Genomic DNA, 16,750 nt, shown 5'->3' on the forward strand with positions numbered 1-16,750 from the left:
CCCCTTGTGGGCAGGGGTAATAGGTGGGGGTCGCCTCGCGCGGTATTCGGGAGCATCGGCATGAGCGGGCGCGAGGCGATCCTGGGAAAGGTGCGCAAATCGCTCGGTGCGGCAGGCGCAGGCGATGCGCGGCGCGCCATCGTCGAAGCGAGGCTGGCCACTACCCCCAAGGGCGTCATCCCGGCGCGCGGGCAGCTCGGCGCCGAAGAGCGCACCGCGCTGTTCTGCGAGATGGCGGAGAAGGTTTCGGCAAGCCTGGAGCGCGTGGCGAGCTACGCCGACGTGCCGGCCGCGGTGGCGGCCTATCTGCGCTCCAAGAACCTGCCCGCCTCGGTCCGCATGGGCGACGACCCGCGACTGGCCCTCGGCTGGCAAAAGCAGCGCGCGCTCGAGGTCAAGCGCGGCCCCTCCGACGGCAATGACGAGGTCGGCGTTAGCCATGCCTTCGGCGGCGTGGCCGAGACGTCGACCGTTCTGATGCTCTCGGGCGCCGACAATCCCACGACGGTGAATTTCCTGCCCGAGCACCATCTCGTCGTGGTCGATGCGAAGGACATCGCGGGAGATCTCGAAACCGTGCTCGCCAGGGTGCGCGAGACATACGGCAAGGGGCAGATGCCGCGCACGCTCAACATGATCACCGGGCCGTCGCGGTCCGGCGACATCGAGCAGAAGCTGCTTCTCGGCGCGCACGGCCCCCGCGCCCTGCATCTGATCGTCGTGGACGGCTGAGATGGCCGGCGGTGTTCACTTCCGTGACGCCGCCGCACCCGACGGCATGCGCCTTTACGCGATCGGCGACATACACGGGCGCTTCGACCTCCTTCGGCTGATGCACGAGTTGATCGAGACGGAGATCGCGAGGGACCGCCCATCCGACTGGCGCATCATATTTCTCGGCGACTACGAGGATCGCGGACCGGAAAGCAGACAGGTCATCGATTATCTGGCGAAGGCCACCGAACGCGATCCCCGCACCGTCACGCTCGCCGGAAACCACGACGTCATCTTCGCGGGCTTCCTCCTCGACATCTCCCATTGGGAGCAGTTCATGAGCTTCGGCGGGGCGGAGACCGCGCGCTCCTATGGGATCGAGCTCGCCACTTCCGGTCTTGCCGCCATGCGCGAGAGCTACCTCGCGCTTGTCGAGGCCGTCCCCGACGAGCACCTCGACTTCCTGCGGACGCTGGAGCTCTCGGCAAGCTTCGGCGACCTGTTCTTCTGCCATGCCGGCATCCGGCCGGGCGTTCCACTGGAAAAGCAGGACAGCATGGACCTGCTGTGGATACGCGGCGAGTTCCTGAACCACGCCGGACTGCATCCGAAGCTGATCGTCCACGGGCACACGCCGTCGGGCGGCCCGGAAGTGCTCGGCAACCGCGTCAATGTCGACACGCTCGCCTACGGCTCCGGGCGGCTCACCGCGCTGGTGGTCGAAGGGAAGGAAAAGCGGTTCCTGACCGCCGAAATTCGCTGAAGCGATATCAGTAGCGGGTCAGCGATATGCCGTAGCCGTCGGTGCCGACATGGTCGCCGGCCGCGTCCGCCGAATAGATGCCGACGCCCCACATGATGATGCCGGTGAGCATGAAGAAGGAGAGGAGGGCTGCTTTCACGGGCGTCATCTCGATTGGTGTCCCACCACTAATGCGATCAACAAGTTACCATCCGGTTTCAACCCACGATGGTCCCTGGCCCTTGAAACTCGCATCGCGAACAATAGTTCCGATGTGTTTCAAAACCATGTCATGCCGGTTGAAGGATTGTCGCGGCGAACGCCGCTCTCGGAAGGGGCAGATAATGCCGCCGATGGTTAAAATCCAGCGGATTCCGGACCGTTTCAACTGCTTTGTCCGGGTCGTGTCATAAATGCAACGCGGCGTCCGGCGTCCGCAGACCTATAGTCCTCAACGCGCCCGGACGGTGCCCATCCACGCGCGGGCGATGGCAAGTCCAGCAGCGTCGGCGGCAGGTCCGAAACGCTCCGCCTCCGCCGGCATCCGCTCCGGCCAGTCGGGCTCGCGATCCTTCAGCAACGCCGCGAAATCGGAGCTCCATTGCTCGACCAGCTCGCGATCGGCTTCGAAATGGAACTGGATGCCATAGGCGGCCCGGCGAACGCGGAACGCCTGGTTGTGCGTGTTGAGGTTGCCGGCGAGGCGCGTCGCCCCGCGCGGCAGGACGAAAGTGTCGTCGTGCCACTCGAAGATCGGGAAGGCTTCCGGCACGCCGGCGAAGATCGGGTCGGCCACGCCGTCCTCGGTGAGCAGTACCTCGCGCCAGGAAAACTCCCGCGCGCCGCCGATGATGTTCTCGGCACCGTAGGCGCGGGCGAGCAACTGGCTGCCGAGGCAGATGCCGAGCACCGAGCGGTCCGCATCGCCGAAGGCGCGCATCAGACGGCAGAGTTTCGGAAGATAGGGATACTCCTCGTCGGCCCGCGCGTTCTGTCCGCCGCCAAGCACGATCAGCGCGTCATGGCCGTCGGGCGAATCGGGCAGCGCCTCCCCCTTGTGGGCCCTCACAAATTCGACCTCGGCGTCCGCCTCGTCGAGCGCGGTCGACAATTGGCCGAGGCCGGTGCCGTCATAATTCTGGACCACGAGAACTTGCATGGAATTCCGTATGCGTGGTGATGTCGAAGGGTTCGCCGAGCGATAACATGCGTTCGGCGCCCAGCAAAGGGAGGCCGCTTGTGCCACTGCAGAACCGCGTCGACCCGTTCGGGGAAATCCGCGCCGATCCCGAGCACGGCATGTTCACCGGCAATCGCGGCGTCATCCACGATCCGGAAACCCGGACGTTGCTGCGCAGGCGCTGGACGAACAAGGCCTGGATCGTCTGCACGCTGGAGCTCGACGGACGGCGGCGCGACGTAATGGGGCGCAACCGGCCGGGCGGGCGCGCCGGTTGGACCGAGCTTTTCTTCCTCGACGAGGTGACCGCGCTCGCGGCCGGGCATCGCCCCTGCTTCTACTGCCGGCGAGCGTGTGCAAACGCATTTCTCGACTGCTTCAGGCGGGGTAACGGCGAGATCGCGAGGGCGCCCGAGATGGACGCGATCCTGCACGCCCAGCGTCGGGCCTCTGCCCGTCAGGCTCCCGTTCGCATCGATTCGTTCAACGGCATGCCGGACGGGACGATGGCAGCCGTCGATGGACAAGCCTATGCATTTCGCGGTGGACGCGCCCTGCCCTGGAGCTTCGGCGGATATCGTGGAAGCGTCGCCCTGCGCGACCTGCCGTCGGGCCCCGTCTCGCTCCTCACGCCGCCCGCCACGCTCGCCGCGCTCCGTGCGGGCTACGCGCCCGCCTGGCACAGCAGCGCAGCTGCCGGATAGGCAAGGACTATCCGGCGCGGTGCCGCCGGTGGACCGCCAGGAACCCTTCGAAATATCCGGCCGGAACGCGCACCGTCAGGCTTGCGCGCCGCCCGAGTATTTCTAGGACCAGCCCCTCGCGCGCATAGGCCTCCATCGCCGCTTCGTCGAAGGGGATGCCGACCCGCTCATAGGTGATGCAGCCGCCGCCGCAGACGCGTTCGGCGTCCAGGAACTGCGTCTTCAGCTTCTCGCCCTTCGAATAGGCCTGTTTGAGATAGACGCGCTTCGGGAAATCCCCTTCGATCAGAAGCTGGAAGGAATTGTGCAGGTCCGGATTGCGCGGATCGAGCCAACTCCTGAGCTTGTAGCGATGCGATCGCAATGGATCGTAGTTCGTGTCGTAGAAGACCACCCCCGGTCCGTCGACCTGTGTCCAGCCCGTATGCGGGTCCACGCGAGCGGTGGTCCGCGCCGCCACGCGCGACGCGTCCGAATAGATGCCGTCCATCAGGATGGAAACGCCGCTTTCGTGAGTCGAACAGCCGTTCAGAAATACCGCCAGCAGGATTGCGGCAAGCCACCTCCGTCCCATAGCCCCCTTCCCCCAAGAAACAAAACGGGAACAAACCTACCCTGGATTGAGGTCGCGTGCAACATTCGCCCGATCAGCCGTCATCCTACTTGACCGGCGCGGCGGGCTTGCGCATCAAACGCTCATGCGAGCGAACTACAAGATGCAGCGGCTTTACGTGACCGGCGACCTGCGCAAGGGCGTAGGGATCGAGGCCGACAAGGCGCAGAGCCATTACCTCGTGCACGTTCTGCGGCTTGCGCCCGGCGCCGAAATCCTCCTCTTCAACGGCCGCGACGGCGAATGGAGCGCACGGGTCGCCGCCGTCTCCAAGAAGGCCGCGACGCTTGAAGTCGGGACGCAAACCCGGCCACAGCCGCCGACCCCCGATCTCGTCTACGCATTCGCGCCGCTGAAGGCCGGACGCCTCGACTATCTCGTCCAGAAGGCCGTCGAGATGGGTGCGGGCATCATCCAGCCGGTGATCACCCAGCACACCCAGGCGTCGAAGGCGAGCCCGGAACGAATCGAGGCGAATGTGATCGAGGCGGCCGAACAATGCGGCGTGCTGGCGGTGCCCTCCGTGCGCGGCCCCGTCAAGCTCGACAGGCTGCTCGCCGACTGGGAGAAGGACCGGCGGCTGATCTTCTGTGACGAGGGTACGGAAACGAACAACCCTGTCCCGTTGCTTCGCGGCATAGAGGAGCGCAGGATCGGTCTGCTGGTCGGCCCCGAAGGCGGCTTCTCCGACGACGAGCGGCGGCAGCTCCGCGCGCTTCCCTTCGTCACGGCGATACCGCTCGGACCGCGCATCCTGCGGGCGGACACGGCGGCCGTCGCCGCCCTTGCGCTGGTGCAGGCGACGATCGGCGACTGGTAGCGATCATTTCCTGTCAACGTGCTGTCAGGATTTTTTGCTTGATCGCGGACGCGGCTTGAGGTCAACACTCGCGCGCCGTCGAGAACAACGGCAGGGAAACGCTTGGGGAACCGCACATGGCGCGCGATACGACCGACTTCCGCCCGATCGAGAAGATGGACGAACTCGTCGGCTATCTCTCCGCCGGCAACAGGCCGAAGGAAAAGTGGCGGATCGGCACCGAGCACGAAAAGTTCCCCTTCTATGTCGACGGCAACGCGCCGGTGCCCTATGGAGGCGATCGTGGCATTCGCGCGCTGCTCGAGGGCATGCAGCGCGTGCTCGGCTGGGAGCCGATCGTCGATGCCGGCCATATCATCGGCCTGGTGGAACCGACCGGCCAGGGCGCGATCAGCCTCGAGCCCGGCGGGCAGTTCGAGCTTTCCGGCGCGCCGCTCGAGACGATCCACCAGACCTGCCGCGAAGGAAACGCGCATCTGGCGCAGTTGCGCGAGATCGCCGAACCGCTCGGCATCCGCTTCCTCGGTCTCGGCGGCAGCCCGAAATGGACGCTTGCCGAAACACCGCGCATGCCGAAATCGCGCTACGACATCATGACCGCCTACATGCCGAAGGTCGGCACGAAGGGGCTCGACATGATGTACCGCACCTGCACGATCCAGGTGAATCTCGATTTCTCCTCCGAGGCCGACATGCGCCGCAAGATGCAGGTCTCGCTGAAACTCCAGCCGCTGGCGACCGCGCTCTTCGCCAACTCGCCCTTCACCGAGGGCCGCCCGAACGGACTGCAGAGCTGGCGCGGCGACATATGGCGCGACACCGACAACCAGCGCTCGGGCCTGCTGGAGTTCTGCTTCTCGCCCGAGTTCGGTTTCGCCGACTACGTCGAATGGGCGCTCGACGTGCCGATGTATTTCCTCATCCGCGAAGGCCGCTACTACGACGTCACCCACGTCACCTTCCGCCAATTCATGGACGGCGTGCTGCGCGACACGGTGCCGGACGGCCTGCCGACGATGGGCGACTGGGCAAACCACCTTTCGACGCTCTTCCCCGACGTGCGGCTGAAGCGTTTTCTTGAGATGCGCGGCGCGGATGGCGGCCCGTGGCGGCGCATCTGCGCCCTGCCCGCCTTCTGGGTCGGCCTGCTCTACGACGACGAGGCGCTGGATGCCGCCGAGGCCATGACCCGCGACTGGAGCTTCGCCGAGGTGAACGCCATGCGCGACACCGTTCCGATGGAGGGCCTCCACACGCCGTTCCGCAACCGCGTGCTTCGGGAAGTGGCGCGCGAGACGTTGGAAATCTCCCGGCTCGGCCTCGCCAATCGCGGCCGCAAGAATCGCGAGGGCTATGACGAAACCAGCTTCCTCGCGCCGCTCGACGAAGTGGTCGCGCGCGGCACGACGAGCGCCGAGGAGATGGTTCGGGCCTATAACACCCGCTGGGGAGGCTCGATCGAGCCGGTATTCCTGGAATACGCCTATTGAGGGATCCGGGGCAGGCCTGCAAACATCGCGATTGCGCAAGTGCAGCTTTCCGATAATCTCTGGATCGCCATGCGCCCGAACGGGCACATGGCGATCTGTTTCTTCATCTGGGCATCGGAATGGTCCGTGAAACCGGATGTCACCTTTCGGTCCGATGCCCTCAGGAGGCTCATCGGAGGATATAGCCATGCCCTCGCTTTTCGACATGCTTACCAATGCGCAGAACGGAAACGGCATGGAGGCCCTGTCGCGGCAATACGGCCTCTCACAGCAGCAGACGCAATCCGCGGTCGAGGCGCTCCTGCCGGCTCTAAGCCAGGGATTGAAGCGCAACGCGTCTGATCCCTATGGCGTCGGCGCCTTCCTGAGCGCGCTTTCCACCGGCCGGCACGCCAAATATTTCGACGACGCCAACCAGGCCTTCTCGCCCCAGGGCGTGCAGGAGGGCAACGGCATTCTCGGCCATCTCTTCGGCTCCAAGGAGTTGTCGCGCGCCGTCGCGAGCCAGGCCGCCCAGGCGACCGGTATTGGGGAAGCCACGCTGAAGCAGATGCTGCCGGCCCTGGCGACCATGATCATGGGCGGCCTGTTCAAGCAGACGACTGGCCAGCAGCAGGCTGCGGCGGGCTTCGGCGGCCAGGGCAATCCGCTCGGCGAGATTCTCGAGCAGATGATGCGGCAGGCCGGCGGCGGTGCGGCGGGCAATGCGCGGGCGCCCCAGCCACAAGCACCTCAGCCGGGAGCCAATCCCGCCGACAACCCGTTCGGCAAGATACTCCAGGACATGTTCGGCGGCGGGCAGCAGACGAGCCGCGCGCCGCAGGCGCCGCAATCCCCCTATGGCGACAATCCGCTCGGCAAGATCTTCGAGGAGATGACACGCGGCAGCCAGCAGCAGGCTTCGCCGCAGCCTCGCACAGCGCCCAGTCAGCAGCCGCAGGCCAATCCCAGCGGCCGCGAGCGCAATCCCTACGACGATCTGTTCGGGCAGATGTTCGAGACGGGTCGCCAGCAGCGCGACGACTACCAGAAAAACATGGAATCGGTGGTCGATCAGTTCCTGAAGGGAATGGACCGCTACAGGCGCTGAGGGCTCCGCCAGCCAAGACTTCCCGCCAAAAATGAAAAGGCCCGGTCCTTGGGAGGACCGGGCAGTGAGCAGGCATGCCGGGGGAACCGGCGGGAGTGTGGGAAGTGCCTGCGAAACTTTTCGCGTCAGCAGACGCGCCGCGCGCCCTCTTCGGTCGAAAGGCGCTCGCGCACGATCATGCTGAGATGCGCGGTCGGATCGGTGCTCATCGGCGAGCGCATCGCGACCAGAAGATCGGTACGACGCAGGCCGATATCGGCGAGCTCGTGGTCCGTCAGATCGCAAAGTCGATTGATCTGCCGGCGATTTTTCATGCGTCGAAGGAAAGCGCGAAGACCGGTTGCCACGCGCGTCACGACAGCAACCGCGCGCGTTCCTGCGGCGACGGAGTGCGTGGGGTGGTCGAGGGCGGTCATCTCTACTCTCCTTCGGGTTTTCGGCACACGGGCATGCCCCGACGGCCGCACGGGAGGATGCAGCAGCCGCGGGAAGCGGAATTTCGGGCCTTTCAGGTTGACGATGGCAAAGTCTCACGCGGTCATTGATTAGTCTAACGAATGTTTCTAATGTTTATGATCAATCAACCTGATGGATTGTTCCCATGGCCGCGCCGCTCGATCTGGATCAGCTCCAAACCTTCATCTCCATCGCCGACACGGGCAGCTTCACGCGTGCGGCCGAAGAAGTTCATCGCACGCAATCCGCCGTTTCCATGCAGATGCGCCGGCTGGAAGAGCGGGTCGGAAAGACTCTTTTCGAGAAGGACGGGCGCACCAACAGGCTCACCGAGGAGGGCGAGCGCCTGCTTAGCTACGCGCGGCGCATGATGCGCCTCAATCGCGAGACGCTGGCCGCCTTCGACGACGCCAGCCTCGAAGGCCATATCCGCATCGGAACGCCGGACGATTACGCCGACCGCTTCCTGCCGGAGATCATGGCTCGCTTTGCGCGCTCCAATCCCCGCGTCGAGCTTTCGGTGATCTGCGAGCCGACGATCAATCTCGTCGACCACATCAAGCGCGGCCATCTCGATATAGCGATCATCACCCACGACAGCGACAAGGGGGCGTCGGAGGTGGTGCGGCGGGAACCGTTGCTCTGGGTCACCTCGGCCAACCATTCGATCCATTCCGAGGACGTGCTGCCGCTTGCCGTCGGCCGGCCGAGCTGCATGTGGCGGCGCGCGGCCTGCGACATGCTCGACGGGATGGAGCGGGACTACCGCATCCTGTTCACGAGCTGGTCGGCAACGGTCATCATCGCCGCCGTGCTTTCGGGACTGGCCGTCTCGGTGCTGCCGGAATGCGCCCTGCGGCCCGGTATGCGCATCCTCGGCGAGGCCGACGGCTTCGGCACCCTGCCCGACTGCCGCATCGGCATCATCCGCGGCCATTCCCACCAGCCGCAGCTCGTCGACGCGCTGGCGCGCCACATCTCCGACAGCCTCGACAACATTTCGGTCCCCTCACCCGAGGAGCCGGGCCATTTCGATTTCGCCGGCATCGCCTATGGACGCGGAAAGCGGCTTCGTCCGAGCCAGATCCTTCCCGGATGGTGAGGATGAGGCAGCAGGAATTCATGGAAGGGGTCGCCACAGCGCTGGGCCGGGAAGAAAGGGTCGAGGCGCTTTTCCTCGGCGGCAGCTTCGGGCGCGGCACGGCGGATGAATTCTCCGACCTCGATTACGTCGGACTGACCGGCCATGGCGACCACGATGCGGTGGTGGCGCTCTGGCGTGAGACGATCGAAGCCATTTCTCCGGTCGTCTTCTGGAACCAGCGCGTCGGCCCGCCGACGCTTCTCAACGCGATCACGCGTGACTGGCTGCGTATCGACCTCTGGCTGATCGACAAGGCCTCCTTTCTCAGTCACGCCAGACCGCCCTTCGATCGCTACTCGCAATCGACGCTCCTTCGGGTGGTCGACCGGGGCGATGTTTTCGCGGAACTGCCGGAATCCCCGCCCGGAGCCGCCCCGGAGAAGCGGCAGGTGGAGTACGTCATCAACGAGTTCATCCGAGTCCTCGGCCTGATCGCCGTGGGCGTCGGCCGCCGGGAATATGTGCTCGGTGTCACCGGAGCGGGCCTGCTGCGCGATCTGCTGACACGCCTGATGATCGAGGAAACGCTTTCACCGGAGCGCGGCGGCGCACTGCATCTCAGCCGCACCATCACCCCGGCGCAGATGGACGAACTTCTGGCGCTGCCCTACCCGTCTCCCGTTCGGGAGGAGGTACTGGAAGCGCACTGGGCGCTCGCCCGCACCTTCTTCCCGAGGGCGCGCGCCCTTGCGGACCGCCTCGGCATCGCATGGCCCGAGGCGTTCGAGCAGGCGACGAAACGGCACCTCCAGCGCAGCTTCGGCGCGGAGATGGAGCCCTGGTAAGGGCAAGACGCTGCCTCGACAGGCATGGGGGTAAGTCCAATATCGGCGCCCGGCCAAAGGCGCCGTCCTTGACGCCGCCACATCCCCTGATGCCAAGTTAGCCGCATGAGTGACATTCTGCCCGCCGATTCGAAAACCAACGCCGCCGAGTTCACCGTCTCGGAGATTTCCGGCGCGCTGAAGCGCACCGTCGAGGACGCCTTCGGCAATGTGCGCGTGCGCGGCGAGATTTCCGGCTATCGCGGGCCGCATTCCTCCGGCCATGCCTATTTCGCGCTGAAGGACGATCGCGCCCGCCTCGAGGCCGTCATCTGGAAGGGCACGATGTCGAAGCTGCGCTTCCGGCCCGAGGAGGGCATGGAGGTCGTCGCTTCCGGCAAGCTCACCACCTATCCCGGCTCGTCGAAATACCAGATCGTCATCGACAATCTGGAACCGGCGGGCGCCGGCGCGCTGATGGCGCTCCTGGAGGAGCGCAAGCGCAAGCTCGCCGCCGAGGGCCTGTTCGATCCGGCGCGCAAGCGGCCGATCCCGCATATGCCGCGCGTCGTCGGCGTGGTGACCTCGCCGACCGGCGCCGTCATCCGCGACATCATCCACCGCATCACCGACCGATTTCCGCTGCACGTGCTGGTGTGGCCGGTGCGCGTGCAGGGCGACACGACCGGCGCGGAAGTCTCCAATGCGGTCGCCGGCTTCAACGCGCTGCCCGCCGATGGGCCGGTGCCGCGCCCGGACGTGCTGATCGTCGCGCGCGGCGGCGGCAGCCTGGAAGATCTCTGGGGCTTCAACGACGAGGCGGTGGTACGCGCCGTGGCGGCTTCCGCGATCCCCGTGATCTCGGCGGTGGGTCATGAGACGGACTGGACGCTGATCGACCTTGCGGCCGACATGCGCGCGCCGACGCCGACAGGTGCCGCCGAGCTCGCCGTACCGGTGCGCGCGGAGCTCGAAGCCAATCTCTCGCGGCTTTCCGCGCGCCTCAAAGGCTGCGTCCTGCGCCACATGGATCGCAAGCGCCAGGGGTTGCGCGCAGCCGCGCGGGCGCTTCCTTCCGCCGACCAGTTGCTCGCCATGCCGCGACGTCATTTCGACGAAGTGACGAGCCGGCTCGCGCGCGCGCTCACCGTCAGCACGGAGAGGAAGCGGGCGCGGCTCGACGCGATCCGGCTTTCTCCGGCTACGCTCGACAGGCGCATCGCCGATGTCAGACGGACGACCGACCGCGACATGGCCCGCGCCCATGCCGCGTTGCGCTCGCTGATGCGCGAGAAGCGGAGCCGGCTCGACCGGACGGCGCAGCGCGTCGGTCCGCAGCCGCTCTTGCGCCGGCAGCAGCAAGCGAGCGAAAGCCTGGCTGTCCTGGAACGGCGGCTCGACCAGGCCGCGCGGCTGCGGCTCGAACGGCTGCGCGGCCGCGCCACCCAGTGCGAGCGCCTGCTGGCGACGCTGTCGCATCAGTCGATCCTGGAGCGCGGCTTCGTCCTCGTCAGCGATGCGGACGGGATGCTGATGAAGCGGGCCGCCGACGTGGCGCCCCATGCCGCGCTTGCGCTGCGCTTCGCCGACGGGCAGGTCGGAGCGATCGCGACGGAGGCGCCGGCACGGCCGAAACCGCAGCCGAAACCGAAAAAGGATCCCGGCACGCAAGGCTCGCTTTTCTGAAGGGGCTACCGTGTCGGCACCGGACCATCCGGCCCCGGGTCGGGCATCGGTCCCGGCGGCGTGGGCGGCTGAGGATCGGGAACGGGACGCGGCGGCCTGGCCGCATTCCTGGCGGAAATTTCCTTTCCGAGATTAAGCCGAATTCGGATCGACATGCCGCTGCCCTCCTGTCGCATTCAGAACTTGCCGGCCGCCGGTTTGTTCCCATCTCCGAAGCACCCGCCCTTATGCGGAAGCACGAGCAGCTCACTTTTTCCCAAGGCCCGCGGCTGGTAGGGTCCGGCGAGTTTTTCGAGGAGGCACTTTTGCAGCGATTCGAAAATGCACGCGCGGCCGCGCTTGAGCTGCGCCCTGACGATCCGGTCTATTGCTTCCGGCCGCAGGTGCTGCAGGCCGACTGCCGGCAGTTCATGGAGATGTTTCCGGGCAAGACCGCCTATGCGGTGAAGACCAATGGCGAGCAGATGGTTCTGAAGGCGCTGTCGGAAGCCGGCGTGAAGGCCTTCGACGTCGCCTCGCCGGCGGAGTTCGCCGCAGTGCGGGCGGTCGCGCCGCAAGCGGAGATGCTCTACATGCACCCCGTCAAGGCGCAGTCGGACATCCGCCTGGCGCTGGAGAGCTACGGCATCCGCGTCATCGCGATCGATCACGAAGACGAGGTCACCAAGCTCACCCGCGTGGTGCGCGCGCTCGACATCGATCCGGGCTCGATCACGGTCTATGTGCGCATCCAGACCAAGGGGCTTGCGGCCTACGAGCTTTCCAAGAAGTTCGGCGCCGGGCCGGCAGCGGCGGTGGAGCTCATCCGGCGGCTCGACCGCACCGGCTACAAGGTCGGCATCTGCTTCCATGTCGGCAGCCAGATCGAGGATCCGGACACCTACGAGCGGGCGCTCGCCTCCGCCGACTGGGTGCGCAATCGCTGCGGCGTGCCCATCGCCGGCCTCGACGTCGGCGGCGGCTTTCCCGCCGAATACGGCCACGACCCGAACCGCAGGAAGCCGGAGATGCCTTCGCTCGGACAGCTCATGTCGCGCCTGCGCAACGACATCGCCGAATGGGGCTTCGACGGCACGCCGCTGGTGGCGGAGCCCGGCCGCGTCATCGTGGCGCGCGCCTTTTCGCTGATCGTGCGCGTGCTCCTGCGCAAGGGCCGCAGGCTCTACATCAATGACGGCATCTGGGCGTCGCTGTCGGATTCATGGACCGGCAAGATCACGCTGCCGGCGCGGTTCATCCCCGATCCGGCTATCAGGAACCGCAATGGAAACGAGGGCAACATCGTGCCCTTCAAGGTCTGCGGCGCGACCTGCGATTCCGTCGACATTCTCTCCCGCCCGTTCTGGCTGCCGGAAACGGTGGACACCGGCGACTGGATCGAGATCGGCCATATCGGGGCCTATTCGCTGTCGCTCAGGACCCGCTTCAACGGCTTCTATCCCGACACCTTCGTCGAGGTCTCGACGCCGTTCGACGAAGGCGGCATGCCGGAAGGCTTCGCGAGCCTGGAGACGATGGCGGATTAGAATGGACGCGGCGAGGAGCGGCCCGATTGCGCGGGGCCGCCGCCGCTATTTGCTCGTCAGCTCACAAATTCGACAGAAGCGTCGGTGTCGGCCAGCCGTCGACGGGAAGCCCGAGCCGCTGCTGTTCCTTGCGCACGGCCTCGCGCGTGTTCATGCCGAGGATACCGTCGATGCCGCCCACGTCATGGCCGAGCGAGGCGAGCTTCTCCTGCAACAGCTTCATCGTTTCGCCGACGAGGCCCGGTTCGGGATCACGCGGATCGAATTTCGGCGCCCCGGCAAAGCGCGTGGCGAGATTGGCGGCGGTCAGCGTGTAGACGAAGGACTGGTTCCATTCGAGATAGATGTCGAAATTGTCGAAGACGAGAAAGGCCGGTCCCCGGCGCCCCATCGGCAGGGCGATGCCGGCATTCGGCAGGCTTGTGTTCAGCGCGCTGCCGTCGCTCCCCGTCACGCCCCAGGCGGCCCATTGCGACATCGGAAGCTTGTTCGTGCGGCCGGTTTCCTGCCACGGCAGATCGTCCGGCAGGCGAACCTCCTGCATCCATGGCTCGCCGGCCCTCCAGCCCCGCGACTGAATCTTCTTGGCGGTCGTCAGGATGACGTCGGGTATGCTGCGGCGCACGTCCACTATTCCGTCGCCGTCACCGTCGACACCGTTCTTCAATATGTCCGAGGGCAGCATCTGGGTCTGGCCGATCTCGCCGGCCCATGCCCCCTGCACGTCGGCGGGCAACGTGCCCTGGTCGATCAGCGTCAGCAGCGGCACGATCTGCGAGCGGAAAAGCTCTGGCCTGCGACAGTCATGCGCCAGCGTCACCAGCGCATTCAGTGCGTTGAAATCGCCCTGGCCGGCGCCGAAATCGGTCTCGAGCGCCCAGAAGGCGGTGACGACCGCGCCGGGAACGCCGTAGTCGCGCTCCGCCCTGGCGAAAACGTCGGCATATTTCTTCAGATTGGCGGCGCCGTTCTGCAGCCGGTAGGAATTGATCATCCGGCCGGCGAATTCGGTGAAGGTCTGGTTGAAGACACCCTGCGCGCGGTCGCGTTGGAGAACGCGCTGGTCGATCTGGGCGTTGCGCAGCGCGCTCATGCCGCGCTCGCCCACGCCCGAGGCCGCGGCTTCCTGTCCGATCCCCGCCTTCCAGGAGGGGAAATCGCCGCCGCATTGCTGGGCCAGGGCCGGAGAGGCCAGCGCAAGGGTTGCGGCAAGGGCGGCAAGGGTCGTCTTCATCAATCCTGTTCTCCAAAAACACATATCCGCGCGAGGCGATTGTCGCGCAAAGAACCGCAAAAACGGGCATAAATTCGGCGTTACTGAATATGCTGCTTCAGCCAGGCGCGCCACTGCGCCTCGGTGCCGTTGAAGACGTTGATGTCGGCATCTCCCTTGATGCCGGGCACCATGCCCGTCCCGGTATATTGCCAGAACAGGAAAGGATGGTTGCCGTAGCGGTCGTCCGGATGGGCCGACACCGACCGCAGCCACCAGTCATAGCCCTTGAACTGCGAAAGGCCGTTATCGTCGAAGAAGTCGATCGAAGTGTAGATGATCGGCCGCTTGCCGTAATGCCTGGTCAGGATGTCCAGGAACACCTTCATTTCGCTGCGGACCACCGAGGCTGGCGGGCGCAACCTGCATGTCGGCGAAAGATGGTTCCACTCCATGTCGAGCACGTGAGGCAGCGTGTTCGCCTCCTTCGGCACGTTGCGGATGAACCATTCCGCCTGCTCGCGCGCCGGCCGGCAGAAATAGTAGAAATGATAGGCGCTGCGGGGAATGCCCGCGGCTTTCGTGGCCTGCCAATGCTCGTGGAAGAGGTCGTCGAGACGATCACCGCCCTCGGTCGCCTTGATGAAGGCGAAGGAGATGCCGCTGCCCCTGGCGGAGTGCCAGTCGACGCTGCCCTGGTATTTCGAGGCGTCCGTGCCGTGCACCGCGTAAGACCAGGGGTGGCGGTCCTGCCAGTCATGCGGCTTGCGGTCCTCGAAGCGCGGATAGCGCACGGTCACATGATGGGTGGCCGTGGAAGAGCGGGTGCTGGTCGGTGCGATGTCGCCGAAATCATAGTTCACGCTGGTGCATGCGGCAGTGAGAGCTGCCAGCAGCAGGGCCGCGTAACGGCGCATCGTTCTCCCCTCCCCTCAATACGGCTTTCGCAATCCGTCGAATCAGCCGATCTTCTCTTATCGAATAGTTAACGGATAGCAACGTCCGCGTCATCCGCCGTTAAGTCTTCGATTGAAACGGCAGCGATTTTTCCGGCAGGCTTCGAACCATCGAAGAATTGAGGAACCGTCGGAAATTGGGAGGGGCTTCAAGGTGGGCATCGTCGGCAGGATCTCGAAATGGATGTTGGGCGCGCTTCTGGCGCTGGCGGTGGCGCTCGCCGGATGGCTCTATTTCGCACCACCGGCCCTGATACGGCTTGGCGCAGGCTACAGCGCCAAGATCGTCTGCTCCAACGTCTTCCTCGCCGGGCGCGACGCGAACGAGGTGCTGCGGGTGGATGTCCAGGCGCCGGGCCATCCCCTCCTGAAATACATGTCCGTCAATGTCGACGAGGCGGCGGGAACGGTCACGGCCGGGCTTTTCGGCGTATTCGGGCGAAGTGCCGCGGTCGCGCGACCCGGTACCGGCTGCGCAACGGTGCCGGACGGCAATTTCGCCGCGGCGCGGACGTTCTCGACCATGCCGCCACCGACGCATCCCATTGCCGACGCGCTCTGGCCGGATGGCGAGGAGGTCGAGCCGTCGCAGGATCCCGCCATCGCGGCGGTCCTCGACGACCCGGCACTCACCGGACCGGGCATGCGCGCGGTCGTCGTCGCCCATGCCGGACGCATCATCGGCGAGCGCTATGCGCCGGGCTTCACGCCCGAGACGCCGTTGCTCGGCTGGTCGATGAGCAAGACCGTGACAGCGGCGATCGTCGGCACCTTGCTGCGGGACGACCGGCTCTCGCTCGACCAGAACGGCCTCTTCGAGGCCTGGAGCATCGACGAGCGCTCGGAAATCACCGTCGCCGACCTGATGGCGATGTCCAGCGGCCTCGAATTCAACGAGGATTACGGCGACGTGACGGACGTCACGCGCATGCTCTATCTCCAGCCCGACATGGCGGAATTCGCGCTCGACAAGCCGCTCGCCCATCCGCTCGGAGAGTTCTTCAGCTATTCGAGCGGAACGACGGTGATGCTTTCGCGGATCTGGCAGGACGCGTTCGACGACGGCAACGCCGCGCTCGCCTGGCCGCGCGAGCGGCTCTTCGGCCCGATCGGGATGAACAGCGCGGTGATGGAAGCGGACGCGCGCGGAACCTTCGTCGGCTCTTCCTATGTCTACGCCACGGCACGCGACTGGGCACGCTTCGGCGAATTCCTGCGCAATGACGGCAACTGGCAGGGCAAGCAGATACTGCCCGAGGGCTTCGTCGCCTGGATGCGCGAGCCCGCACCGGCCTCGAACGGCGAATATGGTCGCGGCCAGGTGTGGCTGCAGGGTTCCGCGGACGAGCGCAATGGCGAAGGATCCGACCAGCAGGCCGGGGTGCCGGGCGATACCTTCTGGGCACTCGGTCATGACGGCCAGTCCGTGGCCGTCATTCCCTCGCGGGAATTGGTGGTGGTCAGGCTGGGGCTGACGCCATCCGATCTCGGCTACAAGCGGCAGGCACTGACGGCGGCGCTCGTCGCGGCGCTGGACTAGGCTTTAGTGACGAGCCGGTGCCAAATCCACGGCAGTCAGCCCAACAGCCAGATCAGCAGGAACATCGCGACGACGATAAATGCCAGCAATCCCCACTCGCCCCTCGTCGGCG

The 16,750-nt window shown here is 65.8% G+C and carries 17 protein-coding genes; 11 read left to right on the forward strand and 6 right to left on the reverse strand.

Annotated features, from left to right (window positions below):
- Nucleotides 1–60: 60 nt before the first annotated feature.
- Together XW59_RS24160 and XW59_RS24165 are read left to right on the forward strand one after the other, a co-directional pair.
- A complete protein-coding gene (locus XW59_RS24160; protein ID WP_047148599.1) occupies nt 61–732 on the forward strand; it encodes a lactate utilization protein in 672 nt (223 codons plus the stop codon).
- Nucleotide 733: 1 nt separating this feature from the next.
- Nucleotides 734–1,477, forward strand: coding sequence for a metallophosphoesterase family protein (locus XW59_RS24165; RefSeq protein ID WP_047148598.1), 744 nt, complete (start codon nt 734–736; stop codon nt 1,475–1,477).
- Nucleotides 1,478–1,484: 7 nt separating this feature from the next.
- Here XW59_RS24165 and XW59_RS29835 read toward each other — a convergent pair whose 3' ends face one another.
- Nucleotides 1,485–1,616, reverse strand: a complete 132-nt coding sequence (locus XW59_RS29835) for a hypothetical protein (RefSeq protein WP_281406251.1) — start codon at nt 1,614–1,616, stop codon at nt 1,485–1,487.
- 291 nt (nt 1,617–1,907) lie between these two features.
- Nucleotides 1,908–2,615 (reverse strand): type 1 glutamine amidotransferase, encoded by a 708-nt coding sequence (locus XW59_RS24170; RefSeq protein WP_047148597.1) that lies wholly within the window; start codon nt 2,613–2,615, stop codon nt 1,908–1,910.
- Nucleotides 2,616–2,695: 80 nt separating this feature from the next.
- Between XW59_RS24170 and XW59_RS24175 the strand changes: the two genes are divergently transcribed.
- Nucleotides 2,696–3,340, forward strand: a complete 645-nt coding sequence (locus tag XW59_RS24175) for a hypothetical protein (RefSeq protein WP_137327087.1) — start codon at nt 2,696–2,698, stop codon at nt 3,338–3,340.
- A 7-nt stretch (nt 3,341–3,347) separates the two neighbouring features.
- Here the strand turns inward: XW59_RS24175 and XW59_RS24180 are convergent, their stop codons facing one another.
- Nucleotides 3,348–3,914: a hypothetical protein gene (locus XW59_RS24180; protein ID WP_047148596.1), complete on the reverse strand. Its 567-nt coding sequence runs from the start codon at nt 3,912–3,914 to the stop codon at nt 3,348–3,350.
- Between the two features lie 124 nt (nt 3,915–4,038).
- On the opposite strand from XW59_RS24180, the gene XW59_RS24185 reads away from it, so the two are divergent.
- From XW59_RS24185 to XW59_RS24195, 3 genes are all read left to right on the forward strand, one after another.
- Nucleotides 4,039–4,773 (forward strand): 16S rRNA (uracil(1498)-N(3))-methyltransferase, encoded by a 735-nt coding sequence (locus XW59_RS24185; protein WP_047148595.1) that lies wholly within the window; start codon nt 4,039–4,041, stop codon nt 4,771–4,773.
- A 116-nt stretch (nt 4,774–4,889) separates the two neighbouring features.
- Nucleotides 4,890–6,263, forward strand: a complete 1,374-nt coding sequence (locus XW59_RS24190; RefSeq protein ID WP_047148594.1) for a glutamate--cysteine ligase — start codon at nt 4,890–4,892, stop codon at nt 6,261–6,263.
- A gap of 187 nt (nt 6,264–6,450) precedes the next feature.
- Nucleotides 6,451–7,353, forward strand: coding sequence for a DUF937 domain-containing protein (locus XW59_RS24195; protein WP_047148592.1), 903 nt, complete (start codon nt 6,451–6,453; stop codon nt 7,351–7,353).
- A gap of 125 nt (nt 7,354–7,478) precedes the next feature.
- On the opposite strand, the gene XW59_RS24200 is transcribed toward XW59_RS24195, so the two are convergent.
- Complete coding sequence (locus XW59_RS24200) at nt 7,479–7,769, reverse strand: DUF1127 domain-containing protein (protein ID WP_047148591.1); 291 nt, start codon at nt 7,767–7,769, stop codon at nt 7,479–7,481.
- Between the two features lie 185 nt (nt 7,770–7,954).
- Between XW59_RS24200 and XW59_RS24205 the strand changes: the two genes are divergently transcribed.
- From XW59_RS24205 to XW59_RS24220, 4 genes are all read left to right on the forward strand, one after another.
- The gene (locus XW59_RS24205) at nt 7,955–8,911 is read left to right on the forward strand and encodes a LysR substrate-binding domain-containing protein (RefSeq protein ID WP_047148590.1); all 957 of its coding nucleotides are present in this window, start codon (nt 7,955–7,957) and stop codon (nt 8,909–8,911) included.
- 2 nt (nt 8,912–8,913) lie between these two features.
- Nucleotides 8,914–9,738 carry a hypothetical protein gene (locus XW59_RS24210; protein WP_047148589.1) on the forward strand — a complete coding sequence of 275 codons (825 nt, stop codon included), beginning with the start codon at nt 8,914–8,916 and terminating at the stop codon, nt 9,736–9,738.
- Nucleotides 9,739–9,843: 105 nt separating this feature from the next.
- Entirely contained in the window at nt 9,844–11,403 is a 1,560-nt protein-coding gene (xseA, locus tag XW59_RS24215; RefSeq protein ID WP_047148588.1) for an exodeoxyribonuclease VII large subunit, read from the forward strand.
- 305 nt (nt 11,404–11,708) lie between these two features.
- Nucleotides 11,709–12,929 carry an alanine racemase gene (locus tag XW59_RS24220; protein ID WP_047148642.1) on the forward strand — a complete coding sequence of 407 codons (1,221 nt, stop codon included), beginning with the start codon at nt 11,709–11,711 and terminating at the stop codon, nt 12,927–12,929.
- 61 nt (nt 12,930–12,990) lie between these two features.
- Here XW59_RS24220 and XW59_RS24225 read toward each other — a convergent pair whose 3' ends face one another.
- Together XW59_RS24225 and XW59_RS24230 are read right to left on the reverse strand one after the other, a co-directional pair.
- Nucleotides 12,991–14,163 (reverse strand): lytic murein transglycosylase, encoded by a 1,173-nt coding sequence (locus tag XW59_RS24225; RefSeq protein ID WP_047148587.1) that lies wholly within the window; start codon nt 14,161–14,163, stop codon nt 12,991–12,993.
- Between the two features lie 80 nt (nt 14,164–14,243).
- Entirely contained in the window at nt 14,244–15,059 is an 816-nt protein-coding gene (locus XW59_RS24230; protein WP_047148586.1) for a GH25 family lysozyme, read from the reverse strand.
- A 193-nt stretch (nt 15,060–15,252) separates the two neighbouring features.
- On the opposite strand from XW59_RS24230, the gene XW59_RS24235 reads away from it, so the two are divergent.
- The gene (locus XW59_RS24235) at nt 15,253–16,638 is read left to right on the forward strand and encodes a serine hydrolase (RefSeq protein ID WP_047148585.1); all 1,386 of its coding nucleotides are present in this window, start codon (nt 15,253–15,255) and stop codon (nt 16,636–16,638) included.
- Nucleotides 16,639–16,750: the final 112 nt, after the last annotated feature.

It is taken from the genome of Aquamicrobium sp. LC103, from assembly GCF_001014615.2.
Taxonomy (GTDB): Bacteria; Pseudomonadota; Alphaproteobacteria; order Rhizobiales; family Rhizobiaceae; genus LBCQ02.